This is a genomic window from Paraburkholderia sp. EG304, from assembly GCF_046543485.1.
In the GTDB taxonomy this organism is placed as follows: domain Bacteria; phylum Pseudomonadota; class Gammaproteobacteria; order Burkholderiales; family Burkholderiaceae; genus Paraburkholderia; species Paraburkholderia youngii.
This window is the reverse complement of the sequence record NZ_JBKGUA010000011.1, coordinates 58,172-83,876: the sequence shown is the minus strand read 5'-3', so window position 1 is coordinate 83,876 and position 25,705 is coordinate 58,172. Positions and strand designations below refer to the sequence as shown.

25 protein-coding genes, 1 other RNA gene and 1 riboswitch are annotated in these 25,705 nt (G+C 64.8%); of the genes, 11 read left to right on the top strand and 15 right to left on the bottom strand.

Annotated elements, in window-relative coordinates:
- Positions 1–25: 25 nt before the first annotated feature.
- From cobT to ACLFKU_RS15660, 4 genes are read right to left on the bottom strand one after another with little or no spacing between them, the layout of a single operon-like run.
- Positions 26–1,087, bottom strand: a complete 1,062-nt coding sequence (gene cobT / locus ACLFKU_RS15675) for a nicotinate-nucleotide--dimethylbenzimidazole phosphoribosyltransferase (protein ID WP_410849676.1) — start codon at positions 1,085–1,087, stop codon at positions 26–28.
- 35 nt (positions 1,088–1,122) lie between these two features.
- Positions 1,123–1,974, bottom strand: coding sequence for an ABC transporter ATP-binding protein (locus ACLFKU_RS15670; RefSeq protein ID WP_410849675.1), 852 nt, complete (start codon positions 1,972–1,974; stop codon positions 1,123–1,125).
- Positions 1,974–3,038 (bottom strand): FecCD family ABC transporter permease, encoded by a 1,065-nt coding sequence (locus ACLFKU_RS15665; RefSeq protein ID WP_368624194.1) that lies wholly within the window; start codon positions 3,036–3,038, stop codon positions 1,974–1,976. Before ACLFKU_RS15665 ends, ACLFKU_RS15670 begins: the two co-directional genes overlap by 1 nt.
- 39 nt (positions 3,039–3,077) lie before the next feature.
- Entirely contained in the window at positions 3,078–5,009 is a 1,932-nt protein-coding gene (locus tag ACLFKU_RS15660) for a TonB-dependent receptor domain-containing protein (protein ID WP_410849674.1), read from the bottom strand.
- 89 nt (positions 5,010–5,098) lie between these two features.
- Positions 5,099–5,363: riboswitch (cobalamin riboswitch) on the bottom strand.
- 220 nt (positions 5,364–5,583) lie between these two features.
- On the opposite strand from ACLFKU_RS15660, the gene ACLFKU_RS15655 reads away from it, so the two are divergent.
- From ACLFKU_RS15655 to ACLFKU_RS15635, 5 genes are all read left to right on the top strand, one after another.
- The gene (locus ACLFKU_RS15655; RefSeq protein WP_410849673.1) at positions 5,584–5,943 is read left to right on the top strand and encodes an ATPase; all 360 of its coding nucleotides are present in this window, start codon (positions 5,584–5,586) and stop codon (positions 5,941–5,943) included.
- Positions 5,940–6,254 carry a cell division protein ZapA gene (locus ACLFKU_RS15650; protein ID WP_410849672.1) on the top strand — a complete coding sequence of 105 codons (315 nt, stop codon included), beginning with the start codon at positions 5,940–5,942 and terminating at the stop codon, positions 6,252–6,254. The genes ACLFKU_RS15655 and ACLFKU_RS15650 overlap by 4 nt, the downstream gene beginning before the upstream one ends.
- Before the next feature lie 78 nt (positions 6,255–6,332).
- Positions 6,333–6,514: non-coding RNA, 6S RNA (gene ssrS, locus ACLFKU_RS15645), on the top strand.
- Positions 6,515–6,653: 139 nt separating this feature from the next.
- On the top strand, positions 6,654–7,112 hold the full coding sequence (locus tag ACLFKU_RS15640) for an EVE domain-containing protein (protein WP_176121144.1): 459 nt from the start codon (positions 6,654–6,656) through the stop codon (positions 7,110–7,112).
- 256 nt (positions 7,113–7,368) lie between these two features.
- Complete coding sequence (locus ACLFKU_RS15635; protein ID WP_410849671.1) at positions 7,369–8,094, top strand: SIMPL domain-containing protein; 726 nt, start codon at positions 7,369–7,371, stop codon at positions 8,092–8,094.
- A gap of 114 nt (positions 8,095–8,208) precedes the next feature.
- Here ACLFKU_RS15635 and lgt read toward each other — a convergent pair whose 3' ends face one another.
- Together lgt and ACLFKU_RS15625 are read right to left on the bottom strand one after the other, a co-directional pair.
- Positions 8,209–9,114: a prolipoprotein diacylglyceryl transferase gene (gene lgt, locus ACLFKU_RS15630; protein ID WP_410849670.1), complete on the bottom strand. Its 906-nt coding sequence runs from the start codon at positions 9,112–9,114 to the stop codon at positions 8,209–8,211.
- A gap of 58 nt (positions 9,115–9,172) precedes the next feature.
- Positions 9,173–10,159, bottom strand: a complete 987-nt coding sequence (locus tag ACLFKU_RS15625) for a LysR family transcriptional regulator (RefSeq protein WP_368586668.1) — start codon at positions 10,157–10,159, stop codon at positions 9,173–9,175.
- 159 nt (positions 10,160–10,318) lie between these two features.
- Between ACLFKU_RS15625 and ilvD the strand changes: the two genes are divergently transcribed.
- Both ilvD and ACLFKU_RS15615 read left to right on the top strand, forming a co-directional pair.
- Entirely contained in the window at positions 10,319–11,992 is a 1,674-nt protein-coding gene (ilvD, locus tag ACLFKU_RS15620; protein WP_410849669.1) for a dihydroxy-acid dehydratase, read from the top strand.
- A 145-nt stretch (positions 11,993–12,137) separates the two neighbouring features.
- Positions 12,138–12,476: a c-type cytochrome gene (locus ACLFKU_RS15615; RefSeq protein WP_410849668.1), complete on the top strand. Its 339-nt coding sequence runs from the start codon at positions 12,138–12,140 to the stop codon at positions 12,474–12,476.
- 24 nt (positions 12,477–12,500) lie between these two features.
- On the opposite strand, the gene ACLFKU_RS15610 is transcribed toward ACLFKU_RS15615, so the two are convergent.
- The 3 genes from ACLFKU_RS15610 to ACLFKU_RS15600 all read right to left on the bottom strand — a co-directional run bounded on the left by ACLFKU_RS15610 (position 12,501) and on the right by ACLFKU_RS15600 (position 15,361).
- The gene (locus ACLFKU_RS15610) at positions 12,501–13,295 is read right to left on the bottom strand and encodes a DUF2486 family protein (RefSeq protein ID WP_410849667.1); all 795 of its coding nucleotides are present in this window, start codon (positions 13,293–13,295) and stop codon (positions 12,501–12,503) included.
- A gap of 85 nt (positions 13,296–13,380) precedes the next feature.
- Positions 13,381–13,797, bottom strand: coding sequence for a DNA polymerase III subunit chi (locus tag ACLFKU_RS15605; RefSeq protein WP_027196963.1), 417 nt, complete (start codon positions 13,795–13,797; stop codon positions 13,381–13,383).
- Between the two features lie 52 nt (positions 13,798–13,849).
- On the bottom strand, positions 13,850–15,361 hold the full coding sequence (locus ACLFKU_RS15600; RefSeq protein ID WP_368586664.1) for a leucyl aminopeptidase: 1,512 nt from the start codon (positions 15,359–15,361) through the stop codon (positions 13,850–13,852).
- 137 nt (positions 15,362–15,498) lie between these two features.
- On the opposite strand from ACLFKU_RS15600, the gene lptF reads away from it, so the two are divergent.
- From lptF to ACLFKU_RS15585, 3 genes are read left to right on the top strand one after another with little or no spacing between them, the layout of a single operon-like run.
- Positions 15,499–16,596: an LPS export ABC transporter permease LptF gene (gene lptF, locus ACLFKU_RS15595; protein ID WP_368586663.1), complete on the top strand. Its 1,098-nt coding sequence runs from the start codon at positions 15,499–15,501 to the stop codon at positions 16,594–16,596.
- A gap of 3 nt (positions 16,597–16,599) precedes the next feature.
- Entirely contained in the window at positions 16,600–17,748 is a 1,149-nt protein-coding gene (gene lptG / locus ACLFKU_RS15590) for an LPS export ABC transporter permease LptG (protein ID WP_368586662.1), read from the top strand.
- 47 nt (positions 17,749–17,795) lie between these two features.
- Complete coding sequence (locus tag ACLFKU_RS15585; protein ID WP_368586661.1) at positions 17,796–18,176, top strand: sirohydrochlorin chelatase; 381 nt, start codon at positions 17,796–17,798, stop codon at positions 18,174–18,176.
- Positions 18,177–18,233: 57 nt separating this feature from the next.
- Here the strand turns inward: ACLFKU_RS15585 and cobA are convergent, their stop codons facing one another.
- From cobA to ACLFKU_RS15555, 6 genes are all read right to left on the bottom strand, one after another.
- Positions 18,234–18,989: a uroporphyrinogen-III C-methyltransferase gene (gene cobA, locus ACLFKU_RS15580; protein WP_368586660.1), complete on the bottom strand. Its 756-nt coding sequence runs from the start codon at positions 18,987–18,989 to the stop codon at positions 18,234–18,236.
- Between the two features lie 88 nt (positions 18,990–19,077).
- A complete protein-coding gene (locus tag ACLFKU_RS15575) occupies positions 19,078–20,394 on the bottom strand; it encodes a sulfate adenylyltransferase subunit 1 (protein ID WP_368586659.1) in 1,317 nt (438 codons plus the stop codon).
- Between the two features lie 24 nt (positions 20,395–20,418).
- Positions 20,419–21,381: a sulfate adenylyltransferase subunit CysD gene (cysD, locus tag ACLFKU_RS15570; protein ID WP_410849666.1), complete on the bottom strand. Its 963-nt coding sequence runs from the start codon at positions 21,379–21,381 to the stop codon at positions 20,419–20,421.
- A gap of 99 nt (positions 21,382–21,480) precedes the next feature.
- On the bottom strand, positions 21,481–22,227 hold the full coding sequence (locus ACLFKU_RS15565) for a phosphoadenylyl-sulfate reductase (protein WP_176366992.1): 747 nt from the start codon (positions 22,225–22,227) through the stop codon (positions 21,481–21,483).
- Positions 22,224–22,769 (bottom strand): DUF934 domain-containing protein, encoded by a 546-nt coding sequence (locus tag ACLFKU_RS15560; protein WP_410849665.1) that lies wholly within the window; start codon positions 22,767–22,769, stop codon positions 22,224–22,226. The genes ACLFKU_RS15565 and ACLFKU_RS15560 overlap by 4 nt, the downstream gene beginning before the upstream one ends.
- 22 nt (positions 22,770–22,791) lie before the next feature.
- The gene (locus ACLFKU_RS15555) at positions 22,792–24,471 is read right to left on the bottom strand and encodes a nitrite/sulfite reductase (protein ID WP_410849664.1); all 1,680 of its coding nucleotides are present in this window, start codon (positions 24,469–24,471) and stop codon (positions 22,792–22,794) included.
- A gap of 243 nt (positions 24,472–24,714) precedes the next feature.
- Here ACLFKU_RS15555 and ACLFKU_RS15550 point away from each other — a divergent pair, with 243 nt between their 5' ends.
- Positions 24,715–25,656: a CysB family HTH-type transcriptional regulator gene (locus tag ACLFKU_RS15550; protein ID WP_410849663.1), complete on the top strand. Its 942-nt coding sequence runs from the start codon at positions 24,715–24,717 to the stop codon at positions 25,654–25,656.
- Positions 25,657–25,705: the final 49 nt, after the last annotated feature.

The window sequence follows — 25,705 nt, the reverse complement described above, 5'->3', positions numbered from 1 at the left end:
GCCGCGAAGCGTGGGTTCGAGTGCATCACGGTTCGCGATCCGCGACGCCCGCGGAATCGAAGCTGGCCATCTCATTGATGAAGGCCGCCGCCGCGCGCAGCACCGGCACCGCGAGCGCGGCGCCGGTGCCCTCGCCGAGCCGCATGTCGAGCGACAGCAGCGGCTGCGCGCCGAAATGGTCGAGCATGCGCCGATGCCCGGCCTCGTTCGACGCATGCGCAAACACGCAGTACTCGCGCACGTCGGGCGAGAGCGCATCGGCGACCAGCAGCGCGGAGGTCGCGATGAAGCCATCGACGAGGATCGTCATGCGCGCCTCGGCGGCCGCCAGAAACGCGCCTGTCATCATCGCGATTTCGAAGCCGCCGAAGGTCGCCAGCACGTCGAGCGGCGCGCAGGCGTCCGGATGACGCGCGAGCGCCGCCGCGAGCACGTTGCGCTTCTTCGCGAGTCCGGCATTGTCGAGACCGGTGCCGCGGCCGACGCAGTCGTCGATCGGCACGCCGCACAGGCGGCTCATCAGACAGGCGGCCGCCGACGTGTTCGCGATGCCCATCTCGCCGAAGCCGATCACGTTGGTGCCGAGCGCCGCGTGATGACGCACGCGCGCGGCGCCTGCCTGCATCGCGGCGAGCGCTTCGCCGTGCGTCATCGCGGCTTCGTGCGCGAAGTTGCGCGTGCCGCGCCCGATCGGAATATCGACGAGTCCGTCGGTGGACGGCAGCGGCGTGGCGATGCCCGCGTTGACCACTTCGAGTTCGAGACCTGCGACGCGGCTGAGCGCATTGATCGCCGCGCCGCCCGCGATGAAGTTCGCGACCATCTGCGCGGTCACCGCTTGCGGGTACGGGCTCACGCCTTCGGCGGCGATGCCGTGATCGCCCGCGAACACGATCATCGCGGGACGCTGCACACTGGGACGCGTACTGCGCTGGATCAGACCCATCTGACGCGCGAGCGTTTCGAGCCGGCCGAGGCTGCCGGGCGGTTTGGTGCGCGTATCGATGATCCGTTGCAGCTCGGCGCGCAGCGTCTGATCGAGCGGCGCGACTTCGGGCAAACCGGCCAGGAGTGGGATGCGAGTCATAGGTGTGATCGAGACAAGGTATGGGGGATGAATAGTCAGCCTGACTGTCCGTCATGACCGGCAGGCGATTCATGACGCGCGCGCGGCGCGGGAATCAGCGCCTCGTGCTCGCCATCGCGAATCAGAATCAGCGGATAGCCGAACGCGCGGCTCGTCAACGCGGGCGTCAGCACGTCGCGCACCGGGCCCGCATACGCGCCGCCCGCGCCGTCGAGCAGCAACGCGTGCGTCGCGAAGCGGCGCGCGAGGTTCAGGTCGTGGCATGAAAACAGCACACTGCGCGGTAGGTTGCGTCCCGGTTCGCTCGTCCATGCGACGAGCGCTTCGAGGCAATCGATCTGATGATGCAGATCGAGATGCGACAACGGTTCGTCGAGCAGCAATAGCGGCGCGTCCTGGCACAGCACTGCCGCGAGCGCGACGCGCTGACGCTCGCCGCCCGATAGCGACAGCACATCGCGCGCCGCAAAGTCCGCAAGGCCGAGCGATTCGAGCGCCGCCTGCGCGGCCGCACGATCTTCATCGCGCTCCCAGCCCCAGCCGCCCAGATGCGGGAAGCGGTTCAGCAGCACGATGTCGAGCACGCTGGCATTGAACGCATCGGCCGCGCTTTGCGGCATCAGCGCGCGGCGCCGCGCGAGCGGCAGCGGCTGCCAGTCGGCCACGCGCACGCCATCGAGTTCGACATGGCCCGCCGCCGGATGCAACAGGCCTGCCAGAGTCGACAGCAAGGTGGTCTTGCCCGCGCCGTTCGGCCCGGCGATACACCAGATTTCTCCCGCATGGAAGGTGTGCGTGAACGCATCGAGCAAGGTGCGCGCGCCGGCGCGCAGCGTCAGGCGTTGCGTGCTCAGCATCGAAGAGGTGGGTCTGGGTTCGGCTTGCATCATCGGCGGCGTTTGAGCAGCATCCACAAAAACACCGGCACGCCGACCAGCGAAGTAATCACGCCGACCGGCAATTGCGCGGGTGCGATCACGGTACGCGCGATCAGATCCGCGCCCATCACCGCGACACCGCCGCCGAGCGCGGCCGCCGGCAGCAGCATGCGCTGGTCGTTGCCGAACGCGAGCCGCAGCATGTGCGGCACGACGAGACCGACGAAGCCGATCGTGCCGGCGGTCGTCACCGCCGCGGCCGCCGCCAGCGAAGCGACCAGGTACACGCGCAAACGCAGCGGCATCACCGCAACGCCCAACGCTTGCGCGGCCGCGTCGCCGCGCAGCAGCAGGTTCAAACGCGGCGCGGCCGGCACGATCGCGAGCAACACGAGCGCGAGCGCGATCAGCGCGGTCCACGGCAGCGCGCCGCCGTTGAGGTCGCCGGTCAGCCAGAACAGCATGCCGCGCAGACGGCTATCGGGCGCGAGATTGAGCAGCAGCGTGATCATCGCGCCCCACCCGGCCGCGATCACCGCCCCGGTCAGCAGCAAACGCGGCGACGTATCCTGCGGCTCGCCGCGCCACAGTTCGCGACGCGCGAGTCCGAGCACCAGCAGGATCGACACGAACGCACCGGCGAACGCGCTCGCATCGACGATCCACCAGGCGCCGCCCGCGATCATCGCGACCAGCGCGAAGCTGGCAGCGCCGCCCGACACGCCGAGCACGTACGGCTCGGCCAGCGGATTGCGCAGCAGCACCTGCAGCAGCGCGCCGGCGAGCGCCAGCAACGCGCCGCACGCGAAGCCCGCGAGCGCGCGCGGCAATCGCAACGTGCGCACGATTTCGCCGGTGAGATCGTCGCTGCCCGTGGCGCCGAACGTGTGCGTTGGCACGAGCGCCGCAAGCACGCGCGACGGCGCGAGCGGCACGCTGCCGAGCACGAGCGACGCGCCGAGCAGCGCGACGGCGGCGAGCGCGAGTCCGAGCCAGATCGCGGCCGCGCGTTTCGCATTCATCGGGCGTGGCGTTGCCATCGCGGCGGACAGCGAACCGGACGCGCGACTCATCCGCGTGCGCTCACGCATGCGGGCAGCCCGGCGCGCGCGTCACTGCTGCTGCCAGCCGAGCGTGACATACGCACCGCGTCGCGGCGAGTTATACGAGTAGGCCGTTTCATAGTCCTTGTTGAACAGATTGTCGATTTGCGCGCTGACGTACCACGCCTTCGTGATGTTGTAGCGCGCCGATAGATTCACGATGCCATAACCGCCGAGGTTGCCGGTGCTGTCTGGACGCGGACCACTGACGATCCACTCGCCGCCGACCCGCCATCCACCGATGCTGCGATTCACCGCGAACGACCCAAAGCGTCGCGCGCGCCGCACGAGGTCGGTACCGCTGTCGAGATCGACCGGGTTCTGCAGCGTCAACGTCGCTCGTACGTCGGTCTTGCCGACATGACCGCTCCACGATCCTTCGAGTCCCTGCACCTTCGCATGGCCGACGTTCTCCGCGAGATAAATGCCGGGGATCGTCTGTACGTAGTTGATCAGATTCGTATAGCGCGTCTGGAATGCGTTCAGACGCATCACGCCGAGCGCATCGGTCGCGTACTGCAAACCGGCTTCGACCGAGTGACTGCGCTCGGGCTGGATCGACGGGTTGCCGCTGATCGGATAGTACAGATCGTCGAAGCTCGGCGCGCGGAACGCATCCGAATAGCTTGCGGTTACCTTCCAGTGCGACGTGATGTCGAAACCGTAGCCGAGATAGTAACTGTTCGCTCCGCCGAAATCGGAGTACTGATCGCGGCGTACGTTGGCCTGAATCTGGTTGCGGCCGAAGCGCGCGCTGTAGCCGGCGAAGACCGAATCGACGTGACGGTCGGGCGCGGCGAACGTGTCGGAGTCGAGAGTCTGTTCGAGATGCTCGTAGCCGAGCTGCAGCTTCTGGTTCGCGGCGAGCGCGAAATCGTTCTGCCACGTGTACTGGCGATTGTCGGTATCGAAGCGGTCGTCGTAGATGCCATTGGTGTTCGAGACGCTGCGGTCGTCGCCCTCGGCGAGCGTGAAGTGGGTGGTCCACCAGTCGGTCAGCTTGCCGTTCGCGAACACGGACGCCTGGCGAACCTTGCTATAGAGGTTGTTCAGATCGGTCGGCACGCCGTACGCATTGTCGTAGCTGTTGTTGTTGTTCGACTGGAAGTAGCTGACGCCCGCGTCCCACTTGTCGTTGAACTTGTGGCGCAGCGACGCGCTGATGCTCTCGTTCAGATTGCCGTTCGCGTTCGGATTTGCGGCTGGCGCCTCGAGCGGATTGAGCGACGAAAAGCCGTCGCCCTTCGTGCGCGCGAGCGAAATGTTGAAGGTCGTGCGGCCGTCCTGATCGAGCGCGCCGTTCACGCCGGCCGTTTGCGTCTGCGTGTGATAGCTGCCGTAGCCGACAGAAAAATTGAAGCGCGGCGGATGATCGCCGCCGTCTTTCGTGAACACCTGCACGACACCGCCGATCGCGCCCGAACCGTACAACGCCGACACGTTGCCGTTCACGACTTCGACGTGATCGACCTGGTCGAGCGGGATCTGTGCGAGCTGAGCGGAGCCGAGACTCACAGAATCGACGCGCACGCCGTCGATCAGCAGCAGCGATTGTGTCGACGACGCGCCGCGCAGAAAGAGGCTCGTGGTCGAACCGGGGCCACCCGTGCGCGAGATTTGCGCGCCGGGCGCGAGTCGCAGCAAGCCGGGCAGATCGGTCGCGGTCGTGTCGGCGATGTCCTGCTGATCGAACTGCGTGGTCTGCGGGATCGCATCGCGCAACGCTTGCGCGCCGCGCTGCGCGGTCACGACGATCGGCGACAGCACGTTGCCCGACGCATCGGCGGAAGCGGGATATGACGAATCGGCAACGTTTGCGGCGTTCGCGGTGCTTGCATCCGCAGTGGACGATGAAGACACAGGCTCGGCGCTTTGCGCATGCACGACGAGCGGCATGCTCGCGAACGCGAGCAGCGTCGCGCGGGCGATGGGGGACAACATGGGATGACATTCCTGTGGATAGCGTGCGCGGCCTGCTTCCCCGCGGGCCGACGCGTCACGAGGCGCCCCCTTGTTTAACGTTTTCGCGGGGGACGTCCCTCTTTTCTGGCCGGTATCCGGGCTACGACACATCGATCCCGCCTTCCCACGCGTGACGCGCAGTGGCACACTCGCAGATTGAACTTCCAACCTTGCGACCAGGACCGACCTGCATGAGCACATCACATGCGGTCGTTTACCGTTGCGGGGGCAGCGCAGGTTCGCGCATCCGGTTTGGCACCGCGCGCGCCCTGCTTCCCGTTTAACTGCGCGCGCCGAAAAGCGCGCGCGGGCACCAGAGTGCGGGAAGTGTAGGAGCGGCTTCGCGGGGCGTCAAGAAACGCCAACCGGAGCGCAATCCGTTCTGTCGAATGCAGGTTATTGTCCGATGGATTGCCGGTCTTTTATCTTATGGTCGACGACACGACTCGCAACGAACCTGCACGAAGCGATGCTGTTACGTCTCGAAACGAGACAATTGTCGGAACCTGTAATATTCCGCGCTAAAATGCGATGTCTTTAGAGGACGCAGCACATGCTCACCGAACTCGAATCACTCTCCCAGAACATCGGCAAGCTGATTGCGATCAGCCAGCGCCACAATGAAGCGCGGATCGCGCTCGAAGAGCAGCTCGCGCAAACGCGTGCGGAAGTACAAGCCACGCACGCAGAACTCGCGCAATTGCGTGCCGAGCGCGACGCACTGCAAGCTGAACGCGACGCGCTGTCCGCCAAGATCGACGACGCTCAGGTGCGCCTGAATGCGATTCTCGAAAAATTGCCGCGCGCACGCGCGAGCAGCGAACCGGATAACCAGCTCGATCTGCTCGAGTCCGCCGAGCCCGAACACGAGGAAGCGGCAGGCGACGTGAGCCGACACGGAGAAAGCGCATGACCACCAAGCAGATCGAAGTATCGATTCTCGAAGTACCCTACCGTCTCGCCTGTTCGCCTGAAACGGAAGGCGCGCTGCTCGAGGCGGTCGCGCGCGTCGACGCCGAGATGAAGAAAATTCGCAGCGCCAGCAATGTGCGCGGCACCGATCGCATCGCGGTGATGGCGGCGCTGTCGCTGGCATCGGAACTGCTTAAGCTGCAAAGCAGCGTGCGACACGGAGAAGCATTTCCTGCTGAAGAAATCCGGCGTACAATGCAGCAAATGAACGAACAACTAGGTACTGTGATTGAGCAGTACAGCATGCAGTAAGCAGTAGTTGACTCAATAGCAGGCCGGTTTCGAACCGGTCACTTGTTCAACGGTTTGTGTTGTAGCTTCATCTGTTTAGCTTCCCTGCCTGGTTCGCCAAGGTCATATATTCCTTGAACCAATGCCATGTGCACGGTTGCGGAAATTTGTAGCACGGGTGTGCGCGTCACTCTGTCTGATGTACCCGAAGTGTTGCTAACTGCGACCAATTCTGAACCCTCGGTTCAGGATGCCGGCCTAGCGGCTAAGGCGGGGACCTTATCTGGAACGGCATCGGACTTCGGTTCGATGCCGTTTTTCTTTGGTCGTCGTTTTTTCGTTTGAGTGCCTGTTTCAGGGGCTTTTCCGCACGCGCCTGTTGTTGGCGCCTCGTTCAATCTCACACGCTCACGCCGATTCATGCGCTACTGGCTGATGAAGTCCGAACCGGACGAAGCAAGCATCGACGACCTCGCCAACGCACCGCATCGCACCTTGCCGTGGACCGGCGTGCGCAACTATCAGGCGCGCAACTTCATGCGCGACGTGATGCAGGTCGGCGATGGCGTGCTCTTCTACCATTCGAGCTGTCCGGAGCCCGGCATCGCGGGCATCGCGGAAGTCTCGTCGACCGCGTATCCGGATCCGACGCAGTTCGATAAAAAGAGTCCGTACTACGACGCGAAATCGTCGCCGGAAACGCCGCGCTGGATGCTCGTCGACGTCGTGTTCAAGAAGAAAATCCCGCTGATTCCGCTGGCCGCGCTGCGCGAACATGCCGAATTGCAGGACATGCGCGTGCTCGCCAAAGGCAACCGTCTGTCGATCACACCGGTGACCGACGCCGAATGGCGCTTCATCACTAAACAGCTGGTTTAAGGGCAAATGCGCGACGCGGCACGTGTCGTGATCGCGTCCAGGCCATCATTCCCGATGCGGCGGCGAAACACTAATTGGGGAACCAAGCGTCAATAAAACGCGCCTAATCGGTCGACGAAAGCGCGAGCTCGAATCAACCGTTCGACGGCACCCCGATCCATTCGCCAGCGCTTCCGTCAAACCGCGCGCCGCCATCGCGTCATCACTCGGCGCACGCGTCGAACGTGCACAACCTGTTCAAACAAGGATTCCAGCCATGACGACAAAAACCGCACGGGCCCTCGCACTCGCGCTCGCCTTTGGCGCGCCTGTGGCGCTCGCGCTGAACCCTGCGCCCGCTCGCGCGCAGACCATGATGCCGCAGCCTTCGGGCGTGCTGTCGCTGAATGCGCAGGCGAGCGCGGAAGTCCCGCAGGACGAAGTCGAAATCACGCTGTTTTACGAGCAGGAAGCGAGCGAGCCGTCCGCGTTGACGTCGACGCTGAACCAGCGCGCCGACGCCGCATTGCAGAAGGCGCGCGGCGTCGCCGGCGTGACCGCGCGCTCGGGTGCGTTCTCGATCTTCCCGTCGACGGACCGTGACGGACGTATCTCGGCGTGGCGCGGCCGCACGGAAGTCGTGCTCGAATCGCGCGACTTCGCCGCGGCCTCGAAGCTCGCCGGACAGATGGCATCGATCATGCAGGTGGGCAACGTGCGTTTCTCGCTGTCGCCGGAAGCGCAACGCGCGGCCGAACAGCGGCTCAGCGGCGAGGCGATCAAATCGTTTCGCGAGCAGGCCGCGGCGTCCTCGCAGGCGTTCGGCTTTAGCGGCTATTCGATCCGCGAGGTCAACGTGAATCACAGCGGCGCGATGCCGCGTCCGATGATGATGATGAGCGCACGCGCGATGGGCGCCGACGCGAAGAGCGCGCCGATGCCGCTCGAAGGCGGTACGTCGACGGTGACGGTCAACGTGTCGGGGTCGGTGCAGATGAAGTGACGCGCACGCGCGAACTTCAGCGCCTCAGTCAGCGCCCCAAAGAGAAACGCCACGGCATCCATCGATGCCGTGGCGTTTTTTCATGCAGCGTTCGCTACGCTAGCCGGGCGCAGCTCAGTTCGCGCCAACCGCCTGCGCCGGCTCGCGGCGTCCCCGGCGATACGCCCACACCATCAGGCCGATGCCCGCGAGGATCATCGGCAGCGACAGCCATTGACCCATTGACAGACCCATTGCGAGCAGGCCGAGGAAATCGTCCGGCTCGCGCGCGAATTCGGCCGTGAAGCGCGCGAGGCCATAGCCGATCAGGAACATCGCGGAAATCGCGCCGAGCGGCTTGGGCTTGCGCGAGAAAAAGATCAACACGAAAAACAGCGCCACGCCTTCGAGCGCGATCTCGTACAGCTCCGACGGATGCCGCGGCAGCATGTGATATTGCGCAAACACTTCGTTCAGATGCCATTGCGCGGCCAGTTGCGGATGCGCGGCGAGCCAGCTGGCGTCGTCGGGCGCGGCGCCCGGGAACAGCATCGCCCACGGCGCGGCCGGATCGGTCACGCGGCCCCACAGCTCGCCGTTGATGAAGTTGCCGAGGCGTCCCGCCGCGAGGCCCGTGGGCACCATCGGCGCGACGAAATCGGTGACCTGCAACCACGAGCGCTTGCGCTGATACGCGAACAGCATCATCGCGATGGTGACGCCGAGAAAGCCGCCGTGAAACGACATGCCGCCTTCCCACACCTTGAAGATGTCGAGCGGATGCGCGAAATAGAAGCTCGCCTTGTAGAACAGCACATAGCCGAGCCGGCCGCCGAGGATCGTGCCCAACACGCCGAAGAACAGCATGTCGTCGATGTCCTTCGCGGTCCAGCCTTGCGCGGCGACGTACGGCAGCCGCAGCCGCAGCCGGGCGACCACGATCGCCGCGACGAACGCGACGAGGTACATCAAGCCATACCAGCGCACGGCGAGCGGCCCCAGATGGATGGCGACAGGGTCGAAATTCGGGTGAATGAGCATCGTGTAGTTATGGGCAGTTCAGGTTCGAAAGCAGTTTTACAGGGACCAGAAGCGGGATCTAGACACGCGACGCCACGCTCGCCGCATGGGCGCGCACGATCTCGATGAAGCCCGCCAGCACCGGGCTGACCTCGTCGGTGCGCCAGACGAGTCCCGTTTCGATCGCGGGCACCGACTCGGACAACGGCCGGTAGACGACGCCCGTGCGCCGCAGGTTACGCAACGATTGCGGCACCAGTGCGACGCCCATGCCGGCCGACACGAGACTCACGATGGTCTGCATCTGGATCGCCTCCTGGCCGATCCGCGGCGCGAGGCCCGCGACGCCGTAGCAATCCATAATGATGTCATAAAAGCCTGGCGCGAGACGTCTTGGGAAGATCACGAGCGGCGCGTCGCCGAGATCGCGCAGGCTGACGGGCGTGTCGAGCCATTCGGCGGCGGGGTCTTCTTTTGGCTTGCCCTTGCCGTTTTTGTTCACGCTGCCTTGCAAGCGTTGCGCCATCTCCGTCGACATCGCGATCACCAGCGGCTCGCGCGCGATTGGCAGCCACGACAGCTGCGCCGCATGCCGCGACGGCAGCGGCGCGATCACCAGACCCGCGTCGATACGCCCGGCTACCAGTTCGTCCACCTGCACGTCGCTGGTCGCCTCGGTCAACTCGAGCCGCACGCGCGGATGCCGCGCGCCGAAATCGCGCAACAGCAGAGGCAGCAGGCCGTAATCCGCGGTCGACACGAATGCGAGCGACAGCACGCCCGCCTCGCCGCGCGCGAGGCTCTGCGCGAGCGGCCTCAACCCTTCCGCGGCCGCGAGCAGCCGCTGCACCTCGGGCAGCAGATCGGCGCCGACCGCGGTCAGCTCGACCGAACGCTTGGTGCGCGCGAACAGCTCAACGCCGAGCGTCTCCTCCAGCGCGCGGATCGCCTGCGACAGCGGCGGCTGCGTCATCGACAGACGCGCGGCCGCTCGCCCGAAGTGCTTTTCCTCGGCGACGGTGACGAAATAGCGCAACTGGCGCAGATCGGGAATCGTCGGCAGCATGATTAATATATTTTACGACCTAAACAGCCGCGAATAATACACGCGACGCCGGTCACGCAAAACCGCCTGTTCGCACGGTCTGGCGGAACTACACTGAACGGATGCGCGCGCGGACGCCGTCGCGCGCATTCATCAGAACAGCCAGACTTGGAGCTCCCCATGGCCTACAACCGTCGTTCAAAGAACATCACGCAAGGCATCGCGCGTTCCCCGAATCGCTCGATGTACTACGCGCTTGGCTACCAGAAGGAGGATTTCGACAAACCGATGATCGGCGTCGCCAACGGTCACTCGACGATCACGCCATGCAACGCCGGCCTGCAGCGCCTCGCCGACGCGGCCGTCACCGCGATCAAGCGCGCCGACGCGAATCCGCAGACTTTCGGCACGCCGACGATCTCCGACGGCATGTCGATGGGCACCGAAGGCATGAAGTACTCGCTGGTGTCGCGCGAGGTGATTGCCGACTGCATCGAGACTTGCGTGCAGGGGCAATGGATGGACGGCGTGGTCGTGATCGGCGGCTGCGACAAGAACATGCCGGGCGGCATGATCGGCCTCGCGCGCATGAACGTGCCGGGCATCTACGTGTATGGCGGCACGATCCGGCCGGGCAACTGGAAAGGCACCGATCTGACGATCGTGTCGTCGTTCGAGGCGGTCGGCGAATTCACGGCGGGCCGCATGTCGCAGGAGGACTTCGAGGGCATCGAGAAGAACGCGTGTCCGTCGACCGGTTCGTGCGGCGGCATGTACACGGCCAATACGATGAGCTCGTCGTTCGAGGCGCTCGGCATGTCGCTACTGTATTCGTCGACGATGGCGAACCCGGATCAGGAGAAGGTCGATTCGGCCGCCGAATCGGCGCGCGTACTCGTCGAGGCGGTGAAAAAGGATCTGAAGCCGCGCGACATCATCACGAAGAAATCGATCGAGAACGCGGTCGCGCTGATCATGGCGACCGGCGGCTCGACCAACGCGGTGCTGCACTATCTGGCGATCGCACACGCGGCCGAGGTCGAATGGACGATCGAGGACTTCGAGCGCATGCGCAAGAAAGTGCCGGTGATCTGCAACCTGAAACCGTCGGGCCAGTATGTCGCCACCGATCTGCACAAGGCGGGCGGCATTCCGCAGGTGCTGAAGATTCTGCTCGATGCCGGGCTTCTGCATGGCGATTGCATGACGATCACCGGCAAAACGCTCGCCGAGGAACTGAAGGACGTACCCGGCAAACCGCGCAGCGATCAGCAGGTGATCTTGCCCGTCGACCAGGCGCTGTACGCGGAAGGCCACCTAGCGATCCTGAAGGGCAATCTCGCCGAAGACGGCGCGGTCGCCAAGATCACCGGGCTGAAGAACCCGGTCATCACAGGTCCGGCGCGCGTATTCGACGACGAGCAGAGCGCGCTCGAAGCGATCCTCGCCGACAGGATCGTCGCCGGCGATGTCGTGGTGCTGCGCTATCTGGGCCCGAAGGGCGGCCCCGGTATGCCGGAAATGCTCGCGCCGACCTCGGCGATCATCGGCAAGGGGCTCGGCGAGTCGGTCGGACTGATTACCGACGGCCGCTTCTCGGGCGGCACGTGGGGCATGGTGGTCGGGCACGTCGCGCCGGAGGCGTTCGTCGGCGGCACGATCGCGCTCGTGCAGGAAGGCGATTCGATCACGATCGACGCACACCGGCTGCTGCTGCAATTGAACATCGACGACGCCGAGTTGCAGCGCCGCCGCGCCGCATGGCAGGCGCCGAAGCCGCGCTACACCCGCGGCGTGTTGGCGAAGTATTTCGCGCTCGCGCTGCCGGCGAATCGGGGGGCGGTGACGGGTTAATACTACGGGCCGGCGCGCCCGCTTCGCTGGACGAACCCGCCGCCACGCCACGCAAAAACGCAAGGGGCGCACGAAAATCCGTGCGCCCCTTTGCTCTTATAATGCGTGCACCACGAGCCGGGCATCTGCACTGGCGGAGACCATAATGAAATCGATGTCGTACGCAGCCGTAGCAGCTTCTGTTGCGCTCGCCGCCGCATTGAGCGCCGCCAGTCCCGCAGCCAACGCCGAAGCAGCCGGCCTCGCGCTCGCCCAGCAGAAGAACTGCATGAGCTGCCACTCGGTCAACCGCCCGTTCATGGGGCCGGCGCTGCACGACGTCGCTATCCGGTATGCGGGGCGCGACGACGCCGCGACCTATCTGAAGCACAAGATCCTCGATGGCAGCACCGGTGCATGGGGAACCGTGCCGATGCCCGCGAACACGCAACTGACGCCCGATCAGGCGGCCGCGCTGGCGGCCTGGGTGCTGACGCTCAAATAACGGACCTCTCGTGTCGCCGCGGCCTCAACGCGAGCGCCGCGCGATTTCTTCTTCCACCGCTTCACGTACCCAATCGGTCATCTCGGCTTCGAGCGTCTGCGCGACCTCGCGTGTGATCTGACTCACGAGCAGGCTCGTGTGCTGCTGCACTGCGTCGCGGCAGCGCGCCTCGATGATGCCGCGCCCCTCGCCCGTCAGAAAACGCTGGAAGCGTCCATGCAAACGTTCGGCGAGCGCGTCGGCGTCGAGTGGTGGCTGAGCGGGGGCGGCTTCATGCGCGCCCTCATGATCGAAATCCGGCGGCACGGTCGCGCCGGCTTCGAGCGGTATGAAGGGCTCGGTGCGATCGAACACGCCGGCCGACACCTCGGCCACGTCCTCATGCAGGCCTTCATGCAACTCCTCATGCCCATGTCGCGCATGAATGCCGTGATGCGGCCGGGCCTGCTTTCTCGCGTGCGTGTGATCGGCCACGTGCGGCTGATGAAGTTCCGTCTGCGCCGGCTGCGGCGCGAGAACCGGCTCCGGCGAACTCAGTTGCTCGGGTGTGGGCACGGGCTGCGGCGCGAGCACGGGCTCGGGCGCCAGCGTCGGTTCGGCCGGATGTGCGGCCGGCGGCGCGGCCGGCGGCGCGAACGCGGGCTCGGTGCGCAATCCCGGCTCGCGCGCCGCCGGCTGCGCGGCGGCTGGGGCTGCGGGCTTGGTGCCCTGGGGCGCGGGTGCGGCCGCATCGGCCGACGCGTCGCGCGTTTCGCGCGCGCGGCCCGGCACGATGACCTCGTTCAGGATCGGGATCGAATTGTCGTTGGGATCGGACACGTGCGCTCTCCGTGTTTGAGTCGAAGCCAGGGCTGGCGGTCCGCATGCCGCGCTCCTCGCGGCCATGACGTGAGAGCGGAACGAATTAGCCGCCCTGCTTGTAGTTGTTCAAAGCATAGCCGCGATCGCGATAGAAGCGATAGCGCTCGCGGCCCGCAGCGAGTTCCTCGTGTGCGTTACCGACCACTTCGAGCAATCTTTCGAAGCGCGCGAACTGCGCCGGCACCGTTGCGCCCAGATTGAGCAGCACCTGATGATGCGGCACGTCGTCGAGATTCGTGGCCAGCACGACGGGTGTATCGGCGGCAAGCGGCGTGCCCGCCATGCAGTGCGGCACGAAGTCGAGCGGCGAGAAGGTCCACAGCATTTCGTCGAACGCGCGCAGGCGCGCAGGCTCGGCCAGCACGACGAGCGGCTGGCCCGCCAGATATGCCTTGCGCGCGAGGCGGCACGCGTACAGCAGCGAATCGCCGACGTTCGAGTGAAAGTCGATTCTCGTCATCGGCCGCTCCGCCCCGCTTGCCGCGCGCCGTGTACGCGCTTACCGCACTGCGTCATTGGCCGGCGCGGTCGATCAGGAACTGCGCGAGCAGCGGCACCGGACGACCCGTCGCACCCTTCGCCGCGCCGCTCTTCCACGCGGTGCCGGCGATGTCGAGATGCGCCCACGGGTACGAATCGGTGAAGCGCGACAGGAAGCACGCAGCCGTCACGCTGCCCGCCGGACGCCCGCCGATGTTCGCGACGTCGGCGAAATTCGACTTCAGCTGATCCTGGTACTCGTCGTCGAGCGGCAGGCGCCAGGCCGGGTCGGCCGCTTCGCGCGACGCGTCGAGCAGTTCGCCCGCGAGCGCGTCGTCCTTCGAGAACAGGCCGCTGTTATGATGGCCGAGCGCGATGATGCAGGCACCCGTCAGCGTCGCGATGTCGATCACCGCGGCCGGCTTGAAGCGCTCCGCGTAGGTGAGCGCGTCACACAGAATCAGGCGGCCCTCGGCGTCGGTGTTCAGCACTTCGATCGTGATGCCCTTCATGCTGGTGACGATGTCGCCCGGCTTGGTGGCCGTGCCCGACGGCATGTTCTCGACGGCCGGGATGATGCCGACCACGTTGATCTTCAGCCCCATTTCGGCGACCGCGCGCAGCGTGCCGAGCACCGAGCCCGCGCCGCACATGTCGTACTTCATCTCGTCCATGCCCTCGCCCGGCTTCAGCGAGATGCCGCCCGTGTCGAACGTGACGCCCTTGCCGACCAGCACGACCGGCGCGGCCTTCGCGGCGCCGCCCTGGTACTGCAGCACGATGAACTGCGCCGGTTCGACCGCGCCCGCGGTAACCGACAGGAACGAGCCCATCTTCAGCGCTTCGCACTGCTTCTCGCCGAGCACCTCGACCTTCAGCTTCCAGTCTTTCGCGAGCTTCTTCGCGGTGTTAGCAATGTAGGTTGGCGTGCAGACGTTGCTCGGCAGATTGCCGAGGTCGCGCGTCAGGTCCATGCCGTTCGCAAGCGCGGCGCCCTGCTTGGCGGCCAGCTTGGCGGCCTTCTCGTCGCCGGTGTTGACGCTGATCACGACGCGCTTCAACGCGCGCGGCGTGTTCTCCGCCTTGCTCTTCATCTGCGTGAAGCGGTAGGTCAGCTCGCGCAGCGCGAGGATCGCGGCGCGCACGCACCAGTCGGCCGTGCGTTCGAGCACCGGCAGTTGCGCCAGCGTGAAAGTGACCTGCACGATCTTCGTGCCGAGCAGCGCGCGCCAGGCAGCGCGGACCGCCTCGCCGTAGGCTTTCTGACTGAAAGCATCCTGTTTACCGAGGCCGACGAGCAGCACGCGCGACGCGCCGATGCCCGACACTTCGTGCAGGAACAGCGTGGTACCCGCCTTGCCGTCCATGTCGCCCGCCTTGATGATGCGCGTGAGCAGGCCCTTGGTGGCCGCGTCGATCTCCAGCGCGGCGCCCGACAGCGTTTGCGACTCGAACACACCGATCACGATGCAATCGGATTTCCCGGTGAGGAAACCGTTCGTCGAGCCTTTGGTCCAATCACAGGCTTTTATGCTAAAGTCCATCGCGCTTGTCCTCGGATAAAATCTGGGCTTAGGATGAAAGCCGCAATTATCCGCTATTTTTCCCGCGGCGGCTGCACCGGAGGCGTGACGGGAACGAACCCCCGCGTCGCCGTGAGCGCCCCCTCTCGTCATCAATAATGATCTTTGAACGCTCCCTCCAGCGCGAGCTCGCGTACACGGCTGGCGCCGTGTTCATGGTTCTCCTCACGCTCGTGCTGACGACGATGATGATCCGCATCGTCGGCTTCGCGGCCTCGGGTGAGATCGATCCGCGCGACGTGCTGGTCCTGATCGGCCTCACCGTGATCGGCTATCTGGCCATCATGCTCGTCGCGACGCTGTTCGTGTCGATCCTGTTCGTGCTCACACGCTGGTACAAGGACTCCGAGATGGTCGTGTGGCTATCTTCGGGCGTCAGTCTCACGCAATTCATCAAGCCGATCGGCATCTTCGCCACGCCGATCATCATCCTGATCATGTTCTTCGTGTTCGTCGGCTGGCCGTGGTCGAACCAGCAGAGCAAGCTGATCCGCGCGCGCTTCCAGCAGCGCGACGAGGTCTCGCTGCTGGCTCCCGGGCAGTTCCGCGAATCCCCGACCACACACCGCGTGTTCTTCATCGAGAAGATGTCGCCCGACCAGGGGCACGTGGAAAACGTGTTCGTGACGAGCACCGAGGGCGGCAAGGTCAACGTCGTGGTGTCGAAGAACGGCCACATCGAGACGCACAAGAACGGCGACCGCTTCGTCGTGCTGGAAAACGGCCGCCGCTACGACGGCGAGCCGGGCCACCCCGATTTCCGCATCATGGAGTTCGAGCGCTACGGCGTGAAGATCCAGAGCCAGCCGGTCGTCAATACACCGACCACCACGGGCTTGCCGACAATGACGCTGCTGCGCAATCCGACCAACGAGAACCTCGCCGAATTCGCGTGGCGCGCGGGTCTGCCGTTGATCGCGATCAACCTGATGCTGCTCGCGATTCCGCTCGCGCACCAGAACCCGCGGCGCAGCCGCACGATCAACCTCGTGATGGCCGTGTTGATCTACCTGACCTATTCGAATCTGCTGAACGTCGTGCAGGCCTGGATCGAGCAGGGCAAGATGTCGTTCGGCATCGGGCTCGTGATCCTGCACGTGATCGTGCTCGGCATCGTCGCGTTCATCTTCTGGATGCGAGTGCGCAACCGGCCGCTGTTCACGCGCGCCATGTTCAGCCGTTCGCAGGGAGCCTGACCGATGCGCATTTATGAAAGGTATTTCGCGCGTCAGATCTATCTCACGTTCGTCTTCATCCTGTTTGCATTTTCAGGTCTGTTCTTCTTTTTCGATCTGATCAACGAACTGAACTCGGTCGGCCACGGCAACTACAAGTTTCAGTACGCGGTGCTGCGCGTCGCGCTGCAAACGCCGTCGCGTTTCTATGAAATCATTCCGGTCGCGGCGCTGATCAGCGCGATCTACGTGTTCGCGCAGATGGCGGCCAACTCCGAGTACACGATCTTCCGCGTGTCCGGTCTCGCCACCAACCGGGCGCTGCGCTCGCTGCTGAAAATCGGCATTCCGCTCGTGATCGTCACCTATCTGATCGGCGAAGTGGTCGGGCCGTACACGGACCAGCTGTCCGAGCGCGTGCGGCTCGAGGCGCTCGGCTCGTCGGTGTCGAGCAACTTCCAGTCGGGCGTGTGGGTCAAGGACACGCTGACCGAGCGCGCCGACGGCGAGCAGGTCACGCGCTTCGTCAATGTCGGCGAGCTGAGACCCGACGCGACGATCAGCAACGTGCGCATCTACGAGTTCGATTCGAAGTTCCGTCTGTCGAACATCCGCATCGCGCAGAGCGGCCGGTATCAACCGCCGGGTCACTGGCTGCTGACCGGCGTGACCGACACGCAACTGCTGGACGTGGCCCGAGTTCCCGGCACGCCGGCCGATGCGCTCAATCCGGTGTATCGCGCCAACCAGGTCACGCTGCCCGAGTATTCGCTGCGCTCTGAGCTGACGCCGCAGATTCTGTCGGTGCTGCTGGTGTCGCCGGACCGCATGTCGATGTTCAATCTGTTCCGCTATATCCAGCATCTGACCGAAAACCATCAGGACACGCAGCGCTATGAAATCGCGCTGTGGAAAAAGGTACTGTATCCGTTCGCGGTGTTCGTGATGCTGGTGCTGTCGCTGCCGTTCGCGTATCTGCATACGCGCGCGGGAGTGGTCGGGATGAAGGTGTTCGGCGGCATCATGCTCGGCATGAGCTTCCAGCTGTTCAACACGCTGTTCTCGCACATCGGCACGCTCAATACGTGGCCTGCGCCATTGACTGCGGCGACGCCGGGGCTCATTTACCTGGTGCTCGGGCTCGTCGGCTTGAAGTGGGTCGACCGGCACTAACTCGCAACGCCAGAGGGCGTTGAAGGGCATCGTCAGGAGTTGACGCGATGGCTACGCACGGACTGATTCTGTTTGGCCACGGCGCACGCGATGCGCGCTGGCGCGAGCCGTTCGAGCGGCTCGCCGACAAGCTGCGCACCGCGCGCGCGGCGACGGGCGAAGCGCAGGCGGTTACGCTTGCCTTTCTGGAACTGATGGAACCCAGCCTGCCGACGGCCGTCACGCAACTGGTTGCGCAAGGCTGCGCCGCGATCACCGTGGTGCCGGTATTCTTCGGGCAAGGCGGACATGTGCGCCAGGATTTGCCCGCGCTCGTCGAGCAATGCCGCGCCGCGCATCCCGGTGTCGAGATTCGCTGCGCGGTGGCGGCCGGTGAGGATGATTCGGTGCTGGATGCGCTCGCGCAGTATTGCTTGCGGCAACTCTGATTTTTTCGTTCTGCTTGCTCAGATTCGCCGCTGTCGGGCCGGCCCTGCCGGGGACCTTCAGGCCGCGACCAGCATCCCGTTCGACGAGCGCTTTGCCTCGGTCTGCCGCGCCGCGAATGCCTCGCCGATCATCAACAGACTCGGCTGCGACGCATCGACCCAGCGCTGCGCTTCTCCCGCAGCCAGATCTTCCAGTGTCAGCGTCAGCATGCGTTCGCGCGGCGTGCTGCACGCCTCGACGATCGCCACGGGCGTAGCCGCGGGCTTGCCGGCGTCGATCAGTTGCTGCGCGATCTCAACACCGCTGTCGCGGCCCATGTAGAACACCAGTGAATCGGCGTTGACCTGCTCGCGAATCTCGTCAGAACCGGGTGCGCGGCTGAACGTCGCGAGCGCGACGCTGCGCGACACGCCGCGCAACGTCAGCGAACGCTTCAGCGTGGCCGCGCTCGCCAGTGCGGCGGTAATGCCCGGCACCACTTCATACTCGATGCCCGCGGCTTCCAGCGCGCGCATCTCTTCGTCGGCGCGGCCGAACAGCATCGGATCGCCGCCCTTCAGACGCACGACCACGCCGTGCTCCAATGCCGCATCGACGATCTGCTTGTTGATGAACTGCTGGGCCGTCGATAGCTGGCCGCAGCGCTTGCCGACCGCGATGCGCTTTGCGTGCGCGGGCGCGTAGTCGAGCATCGCCGGCTCGACCAGCGCGTCGTGCAGCACCACATCGGCGGCGCCGAGCAGCCGCGCGCCGCGTACCGTAATCAGGTCCGCGGCACCGGGTCCCGCGCCGATCAGATAAACCTTACCCATTGACCTCAACCTGTTCGTTGGAGCGAACGCAGGCGGCGCGTTGCGCCGCCTGCCTGGCCCTTCCGTTACCTACCGGCCTATCCCGAACTCAGGCGGAAAACGCCCGGATCATGCCGGCCGCGACGGTGTGGTTCGTCGCCTCGTCGATCAGCACGAACGCGCCCGTGCCCTGATGCGCGTCGTATGCGTCGCACACGAGCGGCTTCTGCAAGGTCAGCGCGACACGACCGATGTCGTTCATCGCCAGTTCCTTGCGATCGGTCGCCTGCGACAGCGTATGCACGTCGAGCACTTCCTTGATCGCGCCGATCTTCGCGAACACCGTGTTGGTGGTCTGCTTCAGCAGATACTTACGTTGCGTCGACAGCGGCGTGTCGTCGAACCAGCACAGGTCCGCTTCGAGCTTCTTCGCCGGTTCCGGCGCGGCTGCGCGCAGCACGAAGGTGTCGCCGCGCGACACGTCGACGTCTTCCGCGAGGCGGATCGTCACCGTCTGACCGGCGAACGCGCGGTCCACCTGCGCGGTGCCGCCGACCACCGGCGCGATGATCTCGGCCACGGTCGCCTCGCGATTGGCCGGCAGCACGACGATCGTGTCGCCGAGCTTCACTTCACCCGATTCGACGCGGCCCATGTAGCCGCGGAAATCGTCGGCCTGGCTGCCGTCCTGGCGCGCGACCCACTGCACCGGAAAGCGCAGCGCCTCGCCGCTCGCGGTTTCGACGGGCAGCGCTTCGAGCACGTCGAGCAGCGGCTGGCCCGCGTACCACGGCATCCGCTCGCTGGCCGTGACGATGTTGTCGCCCTTCAGCGCCGACACCGGCACGAAGCGCACGTCCTCGAGCCCGAGGTGACGCGCGAGCTCGACATACGCGTCGCGGATCTCGTTGAAGCGCGCTTCGCTGTAGTCGACGAGGTCCATCTTGTTGATCGCGACGATCACGTGCTGCAGACCGAGCAGCTTGACGATCGCGCTATGACGCTTGGTTTGCGGCAGCAGTTGCGCGACGCCGTTCTCGAACGTCACGCGCGTCGCGTCGACGAGGATGATCGCCGCATGCGCGGTCGAGGCACCCGTCACCATGTTGCGCGTGTACTGCTCGTGCCCCGGCGTATCGGCGATGATGAACTTGCGCTTGGCGGTCGCGAAGTAGCGATACGCGACGTCGATCGTGATGCCCTGCTCGCGCTCGGCTTCGAGGCCGTCGGTCAGGAGCGACAGATCGATCTCGTCGCCGACGGTGCGCTTGTTCTTCGCGCGCGACAGCGCCGAGAGCTGGTCGCTCAATACGGCCTTGCTGTCGTACAGCAGGCGGCCGATCAGCGTGCTCTTGCCATCGTCGACGCTGCCCGCGGTGATGAAACGCAGCACGCCGAGGTCTTCTGGTTGATGAATACTGCTCATGGTTACGTTACCCTCGTCGTGTGCTTAGAAATAACCCTGCTTCTTGCGCTGTTCCATCGCCGCTTCAGAGACCTGATCGTCCATCCGCGTCGCGCCGCGTTCCGTGATTTCGGTAACGGCGGTCTCGGCGATGATCTTCTCGATGTCGTCCGCGTCGCTTTCGACCGGGCACGTGCAGCTGATGTCGCCGACCGTACGGAAACGCACGAGCGCCTGTTCGCTCGCCTCGCCTTCGCGCATCGGCGTGAGCGGCGTGACCGGCACCAGCAGGCCGTTGCGGCGCACGATCTCGCGCTGGTGCGCGTAGTAGATCGACGGCAGTTCGAGCTGTTCGCGCGCGATGTACTGCCACACGTCGAGCTCGGTCCAGTTCGAAATCGGGAACACGCGCATATGTTCGCCGTTGTGCAGACGCGCGTTGTACAGGCTCCACAGTTCCGGGCGCTGCGCTTTCGGGTCCCACTGGCCGAATTCGTCGCGGAACGAGAAGATGCGCTCTTTCGCGCGGGCCTTTTCTTCGTCGCGGCGCGCGCCGCCGATCATCGCGGTATAGCCGTATTGCTCGATGGTTTCGAGCAGCGTGACCGCTTGCGCGGCGTTGCGCGAATCCGTTTCGCGACGCAGACGCACGGTGCCGCGCTTGATCGAATCTTCGACATGGCCGACCACCAGTTCCGCGCCGATCTCCTGCGCGCGACGATCGCGGAAGTCGATCACTTCGTCATAGTTATGACCGGTGTCGATATGCACGAGCGGGAACGGCAGCTGGGTCTTGCGGTTCGCGCCGAGGCCGAACGCCTTCAGTGCGAGCGCGAGCACCACGACGGAATCCTTGCCGCCCGAAAACAGCAGCGCCGGCTTGCTGCACTCGGCGACCAGTTCGCGCAGGATGTGAATCGACTCGGCTTCGAGCCAATCGAGGTGATCCATCCGGTTGACCGTGTTGGCAAGCGGAGCGTTGAGAGCGGAATCGAGCGTGGTGCTCATAGCGGGTCCTTCGTTGGTTCGCCCGGCAAGCGCATGCGTGCGGACGGAAGTATTCAGATCGGTTTCGGCGGCGGTCGACCGCAAGCTCGTGCGCGGCGCTCAGGCCGGCGCGTTTTCGTTGCGTTCGACCGCAATCGGGGTAATCGCCGTGATATGCAAGCCGCATTCCTTCGTATCGCGCGACTCCCACCACCAGCGCCCCGCCCGGCTGTCTTCGCCGGGGCGGATCGCACGCGTACACGGCTCGCAGCCGATGCTCGGATAACCGCGCGCATGCAGCGGATTGACCGGCACATCGAACGCCTTCAGATAATCCCAGACTTCGGCTTCGGTCCAGTCCGCGAGCGGGTTGAACTTGGCGATGTTGCGCGCGCCGTCGTGCTCTTCCTCGTGCAGTTCAGCACGCGTGACCGACTGCTCGCGGCGCTGCCCGGTCACCCACGCGCTGACGTCGGCGAGCGCGCGATTGAGCGGCTCGACCTTGCGGATCTCGCAGCAGCGCTTGCGCAGCTCGACGCTTTCGTAAAACGCGTTCAGGCCGTGTTCGCCCACGTACTGCTCGACCGCGGCCGCCTGCGGATGAAACTGCTCGATGTCGTAACCGTAGCGCTCTTTCACGCGATCGAGCATGCCGAGCGTTTCCGCATGCAGACGGCCGGTGTTCAGCGAGAAGATGCCGATCTTCACGCCGCGCGACAGGATTGCGTGCGTGAGCAGCATGTCTTCGGCGGCGAGGCTGCTCGCGAGCTTCACGTTCGCGTGGCGCGCGGCGATCGAGTCGAGCAGCGCGTCGAGTCGCTCGACCTTCGCTGCAAGCTCCGGGCTCAACGATTGGGCGGTGTTCATGCCGGCACCTTGTCGGCGCCAGCCTGGGCGGCACGGCGGCGGAACAGCGGCGACGGGTCATCGACGGCGCCCTGGTACTGCACGGTGAAGTCGTCGAACGCCTTCAGCGCGTCGTTGATGTCCTTGTCCGCGCGCACCGCGAACGCGTCGAAGCCGCAGCGGAACATCAGCCTGACCTGGTCGCGCAGCACGTCGCCGATCGCGCGCAGCTCGCCTTTGTAGCCATGGCGCTCGCGCAGCAGACGGCCGATGCTGTAGCCGCGGCCGTCGCGGAACACCGGGAAGTCCACGGCGATCAGCGCGAGTTTGTCGAAGTCGCCGGCGATGTCCGCCGGTTCGCTATCCGGCGCGAGCCACACGCCGATTTCGGTGGCGCCGCGCGCGGCGATCAGCGCTTCACGCTCGGCCTGCCACAGCACCAGCGGCACGATGACCTTGCCGGCCGGCAGTTCGCTCACCGCCGGCAAAGCGCCGTCTTCCGCGGCACGCACGACGCTCCAGTCGTCGTTGACGATGTCGCGGTTCTTGATGATAGAAGCCATCTGTTCAGTATCCTTTGCGCGGTTACGCGTGAGCCGGTTGACGCGCGGCGTACACGCGCTCCTTGAACGGCGCGATGCCGATGCGGGTGTACGTATCGATGAAACGCTCGCCTTCCTGGCGGTTGTCCACGAACGTATCGATCACCTTCGTTATCACGTCGGGCATTTCCTCGGCCGAGAACGACGGGCCGATCACGCGGCCAAGGTGAGCGCCGGTCGCGCCCGTACCCTGCTCGCCGCCGAGCGTCACCTGGTACCACTCGGAGCCGTCCTTGTCGACGCCCAGAATGCCGATGTTGCCGACGTGGTGGTGACCACACGCGTTGATGCAGCCCGAGATGTTCAGCGACACGTCGCCGAGGTCGTACACGTAGTCCAGATCGTTGAAGCGTTCCTGGATCGCGAGCGCGATCGGGATCGACTTCGCATTCGCGAGCGAGCAGAAGTCACCGCCCGGGCACGAGATGATGTCGGTCAACAAGCCGATGTTCGGCGTCGCGAAACCCTGCGCCTTGGCCTTTTCCCACAGCGCGAACAGGTCGCGCTTCTTCACGTCGGCGAGGATCAGGTTCTGTTCGTGCGACACGCGGATCTGGCCGAACGAGTATTCGTCGGCCCAGTCGGCGACCGCTTCCATCTGCGCGTCCGTCGCGTCGCCCGGCGCGACCGTGGTCGGCTTCAGCGACAGCGTGACCGACGCATAGCCCGCGACCTTGTGCGGACGCACGTTGCGCTCGACCCAGCGCGCGAACGCGCGGTTTTCCAGCAGATGCTTTTCGAACGACGCATCGGTATCCGGCAGCTTGTCGTAAGCGGGTGGCGCAAAGTACTGCGACACGCGATCGACTTCGGCTTGCGTCAGCGTCGACGGGCCGTCCTTCAGGTGCTGCCACTCTTGCTCGACCTGCGCGGAGAACTTCTCCGGCGACAGCGCCTTCACCAGGATCTTGATCCGCGCCTTGTACATGTTGTCGCGGCGGCCGTAGCGGTTGTACACACGCAGCACGGCTTCGCTGTAGGTCAGCAGATGCTGCCACGGCAGATCGCGGCGGATGATCGCGCCGACGATCGGCGTGCGGCCCAAACCGCCGCCCGCCAGAATGTCGACCACCAGTTCGCCTTGCGCGTTCTTCTTCAGATAAACGCCCATGTCGTGGATCTGCACGGCCGCGCGGTCTTCCTTCGAACCGGACACGGCAATCTTGAACTTACGCGGCAGCCACGCGAATTCCGGGTGGAACGTCGACCACTGACGCAGAATTTCGGCCCACGGACGTGGATCGACCACTTCGTCGGGCGCGACGCCGGCGAATTGATCGGCGGTGATGTTGCGGATGCAGTTGCCCGAGGTCTGAATGCCGTGCATCTGCACGGCAGCGAGCTTGCGCAGGATTTCCGGCGTTTCTTCGAGCTTGATCCAGTTGTACTGGATGTTCGAGCGGGTCGAGAAATGGCCGTAGCCGCGGTCGTGTTCACGCGCGATCTGGGCGAGCACGCGCAGCTGGTCGCTGCGCAGGTTGCCGTACGGAATCGCGATGCGGTGCATGTACGCGTGGCGCTGGTAGTACAGGCCGTTCTGCAGACGCAGCGGACGGAACTCCTCTTCGCTCAATTCGCCCGACAAGCGGCGGCGAACCTGATCGGCGTACTGCGCGACCCGTTCATCGACGATGGTCTGGTCGTATTGATCGTATTGGTACATTCGGGGACCCCAATTTTTTTCGAAACTTGCGTGACACACGGCAGTCCGGCGGCCGGCGCTCCGGTTCTGCTGCGGCTCGAACATCCGTGTTTGTCAGCTGCCGCAAGCAAGCGTTTAGACCCATCGCTCATTTGCTTATAACAAATACAGATATCCATATTGAAAAAGATGGACAGATCGTAATAAACTGGCCTTATATTTCAAACGACTAAAAAATTCTTTTTATATGCGGCGAGGTTATATATGAACCTGCACCAATTCCGCTTCGTCCGCGAGGCTGTGCGGCAGAACTTCAACCTCACCGAAGCGGCCAAGGCCCTGTTTACGAGCCAGCCGGGGGTCTCGAAGGCGATCATCGAGCTTGAGGACGAACTCGGCGTCGAAATCTTCACCCGCCACGGCAAGCGCGTGCGCTCGCTGACTGAGCCGGGCCGCATCATATTGCAATCGATCGAAAAAATTCTGCAGGAAGTCGAAAGCCTGAAGCGGGTCGGCAAGGACTACGCGGCGCAGGATCAGGGCAACCTGACGATCGCCGCGACCCACACGCAGGCGCGCTACTCGCTGCCGGCGGCGATCGCCGTGTTCAAGAAGCGCTTCCCGAAGGTCCACCTTTCGATTCTGCAAGGCAGCCCGACCCAAGTCGCCGAAATGGTGCTGCACGACCAGGCCGACCTCGCGATCGCGACCGAGGCGATCTCGAACTACAAGGATCTGGTGTCGCTACCTTGCTTCCAGTGGCACCACGTCGCCGTGATGCAGCCGGACCATCCGCTGCTCGACCGCAAGCTGCTGTCGCTCGACGACCTGACCCAGTACCCGCTGATTACGTACGACAACGCGTTCGCCGGCCGCACCAAGATCAACGAGGCGTTCCGCCTGCGCGGGCTGCATCCGGACATCGTGCTCGAGGCGATCGACGCCGACGTGATCAAGACCTACGTTGAGCTGGGCCTCGGCATCGGCATCATGGCCGACATCGCGTTCAACGGCGAGCGCGACCGCCATTTGCGCGCGATGCCGGTCGGCCATCTGTTCGGCAGCAACGTGACGCGCGTCGCGCTGAAACAGGGCGCGTATCTGCGCAGCTACGTGTACACGCTCGTCGAGCTTCTGTCGCCGAGCCTGAACCGCAAGCTGATCGAGCAGGCGCTGAAGGGCGAACACGAGACCTATGAGCTTTGAACCGCTTTCATACCGCTTCCATACCGCTCTCTCGCTACGGAGACACTTC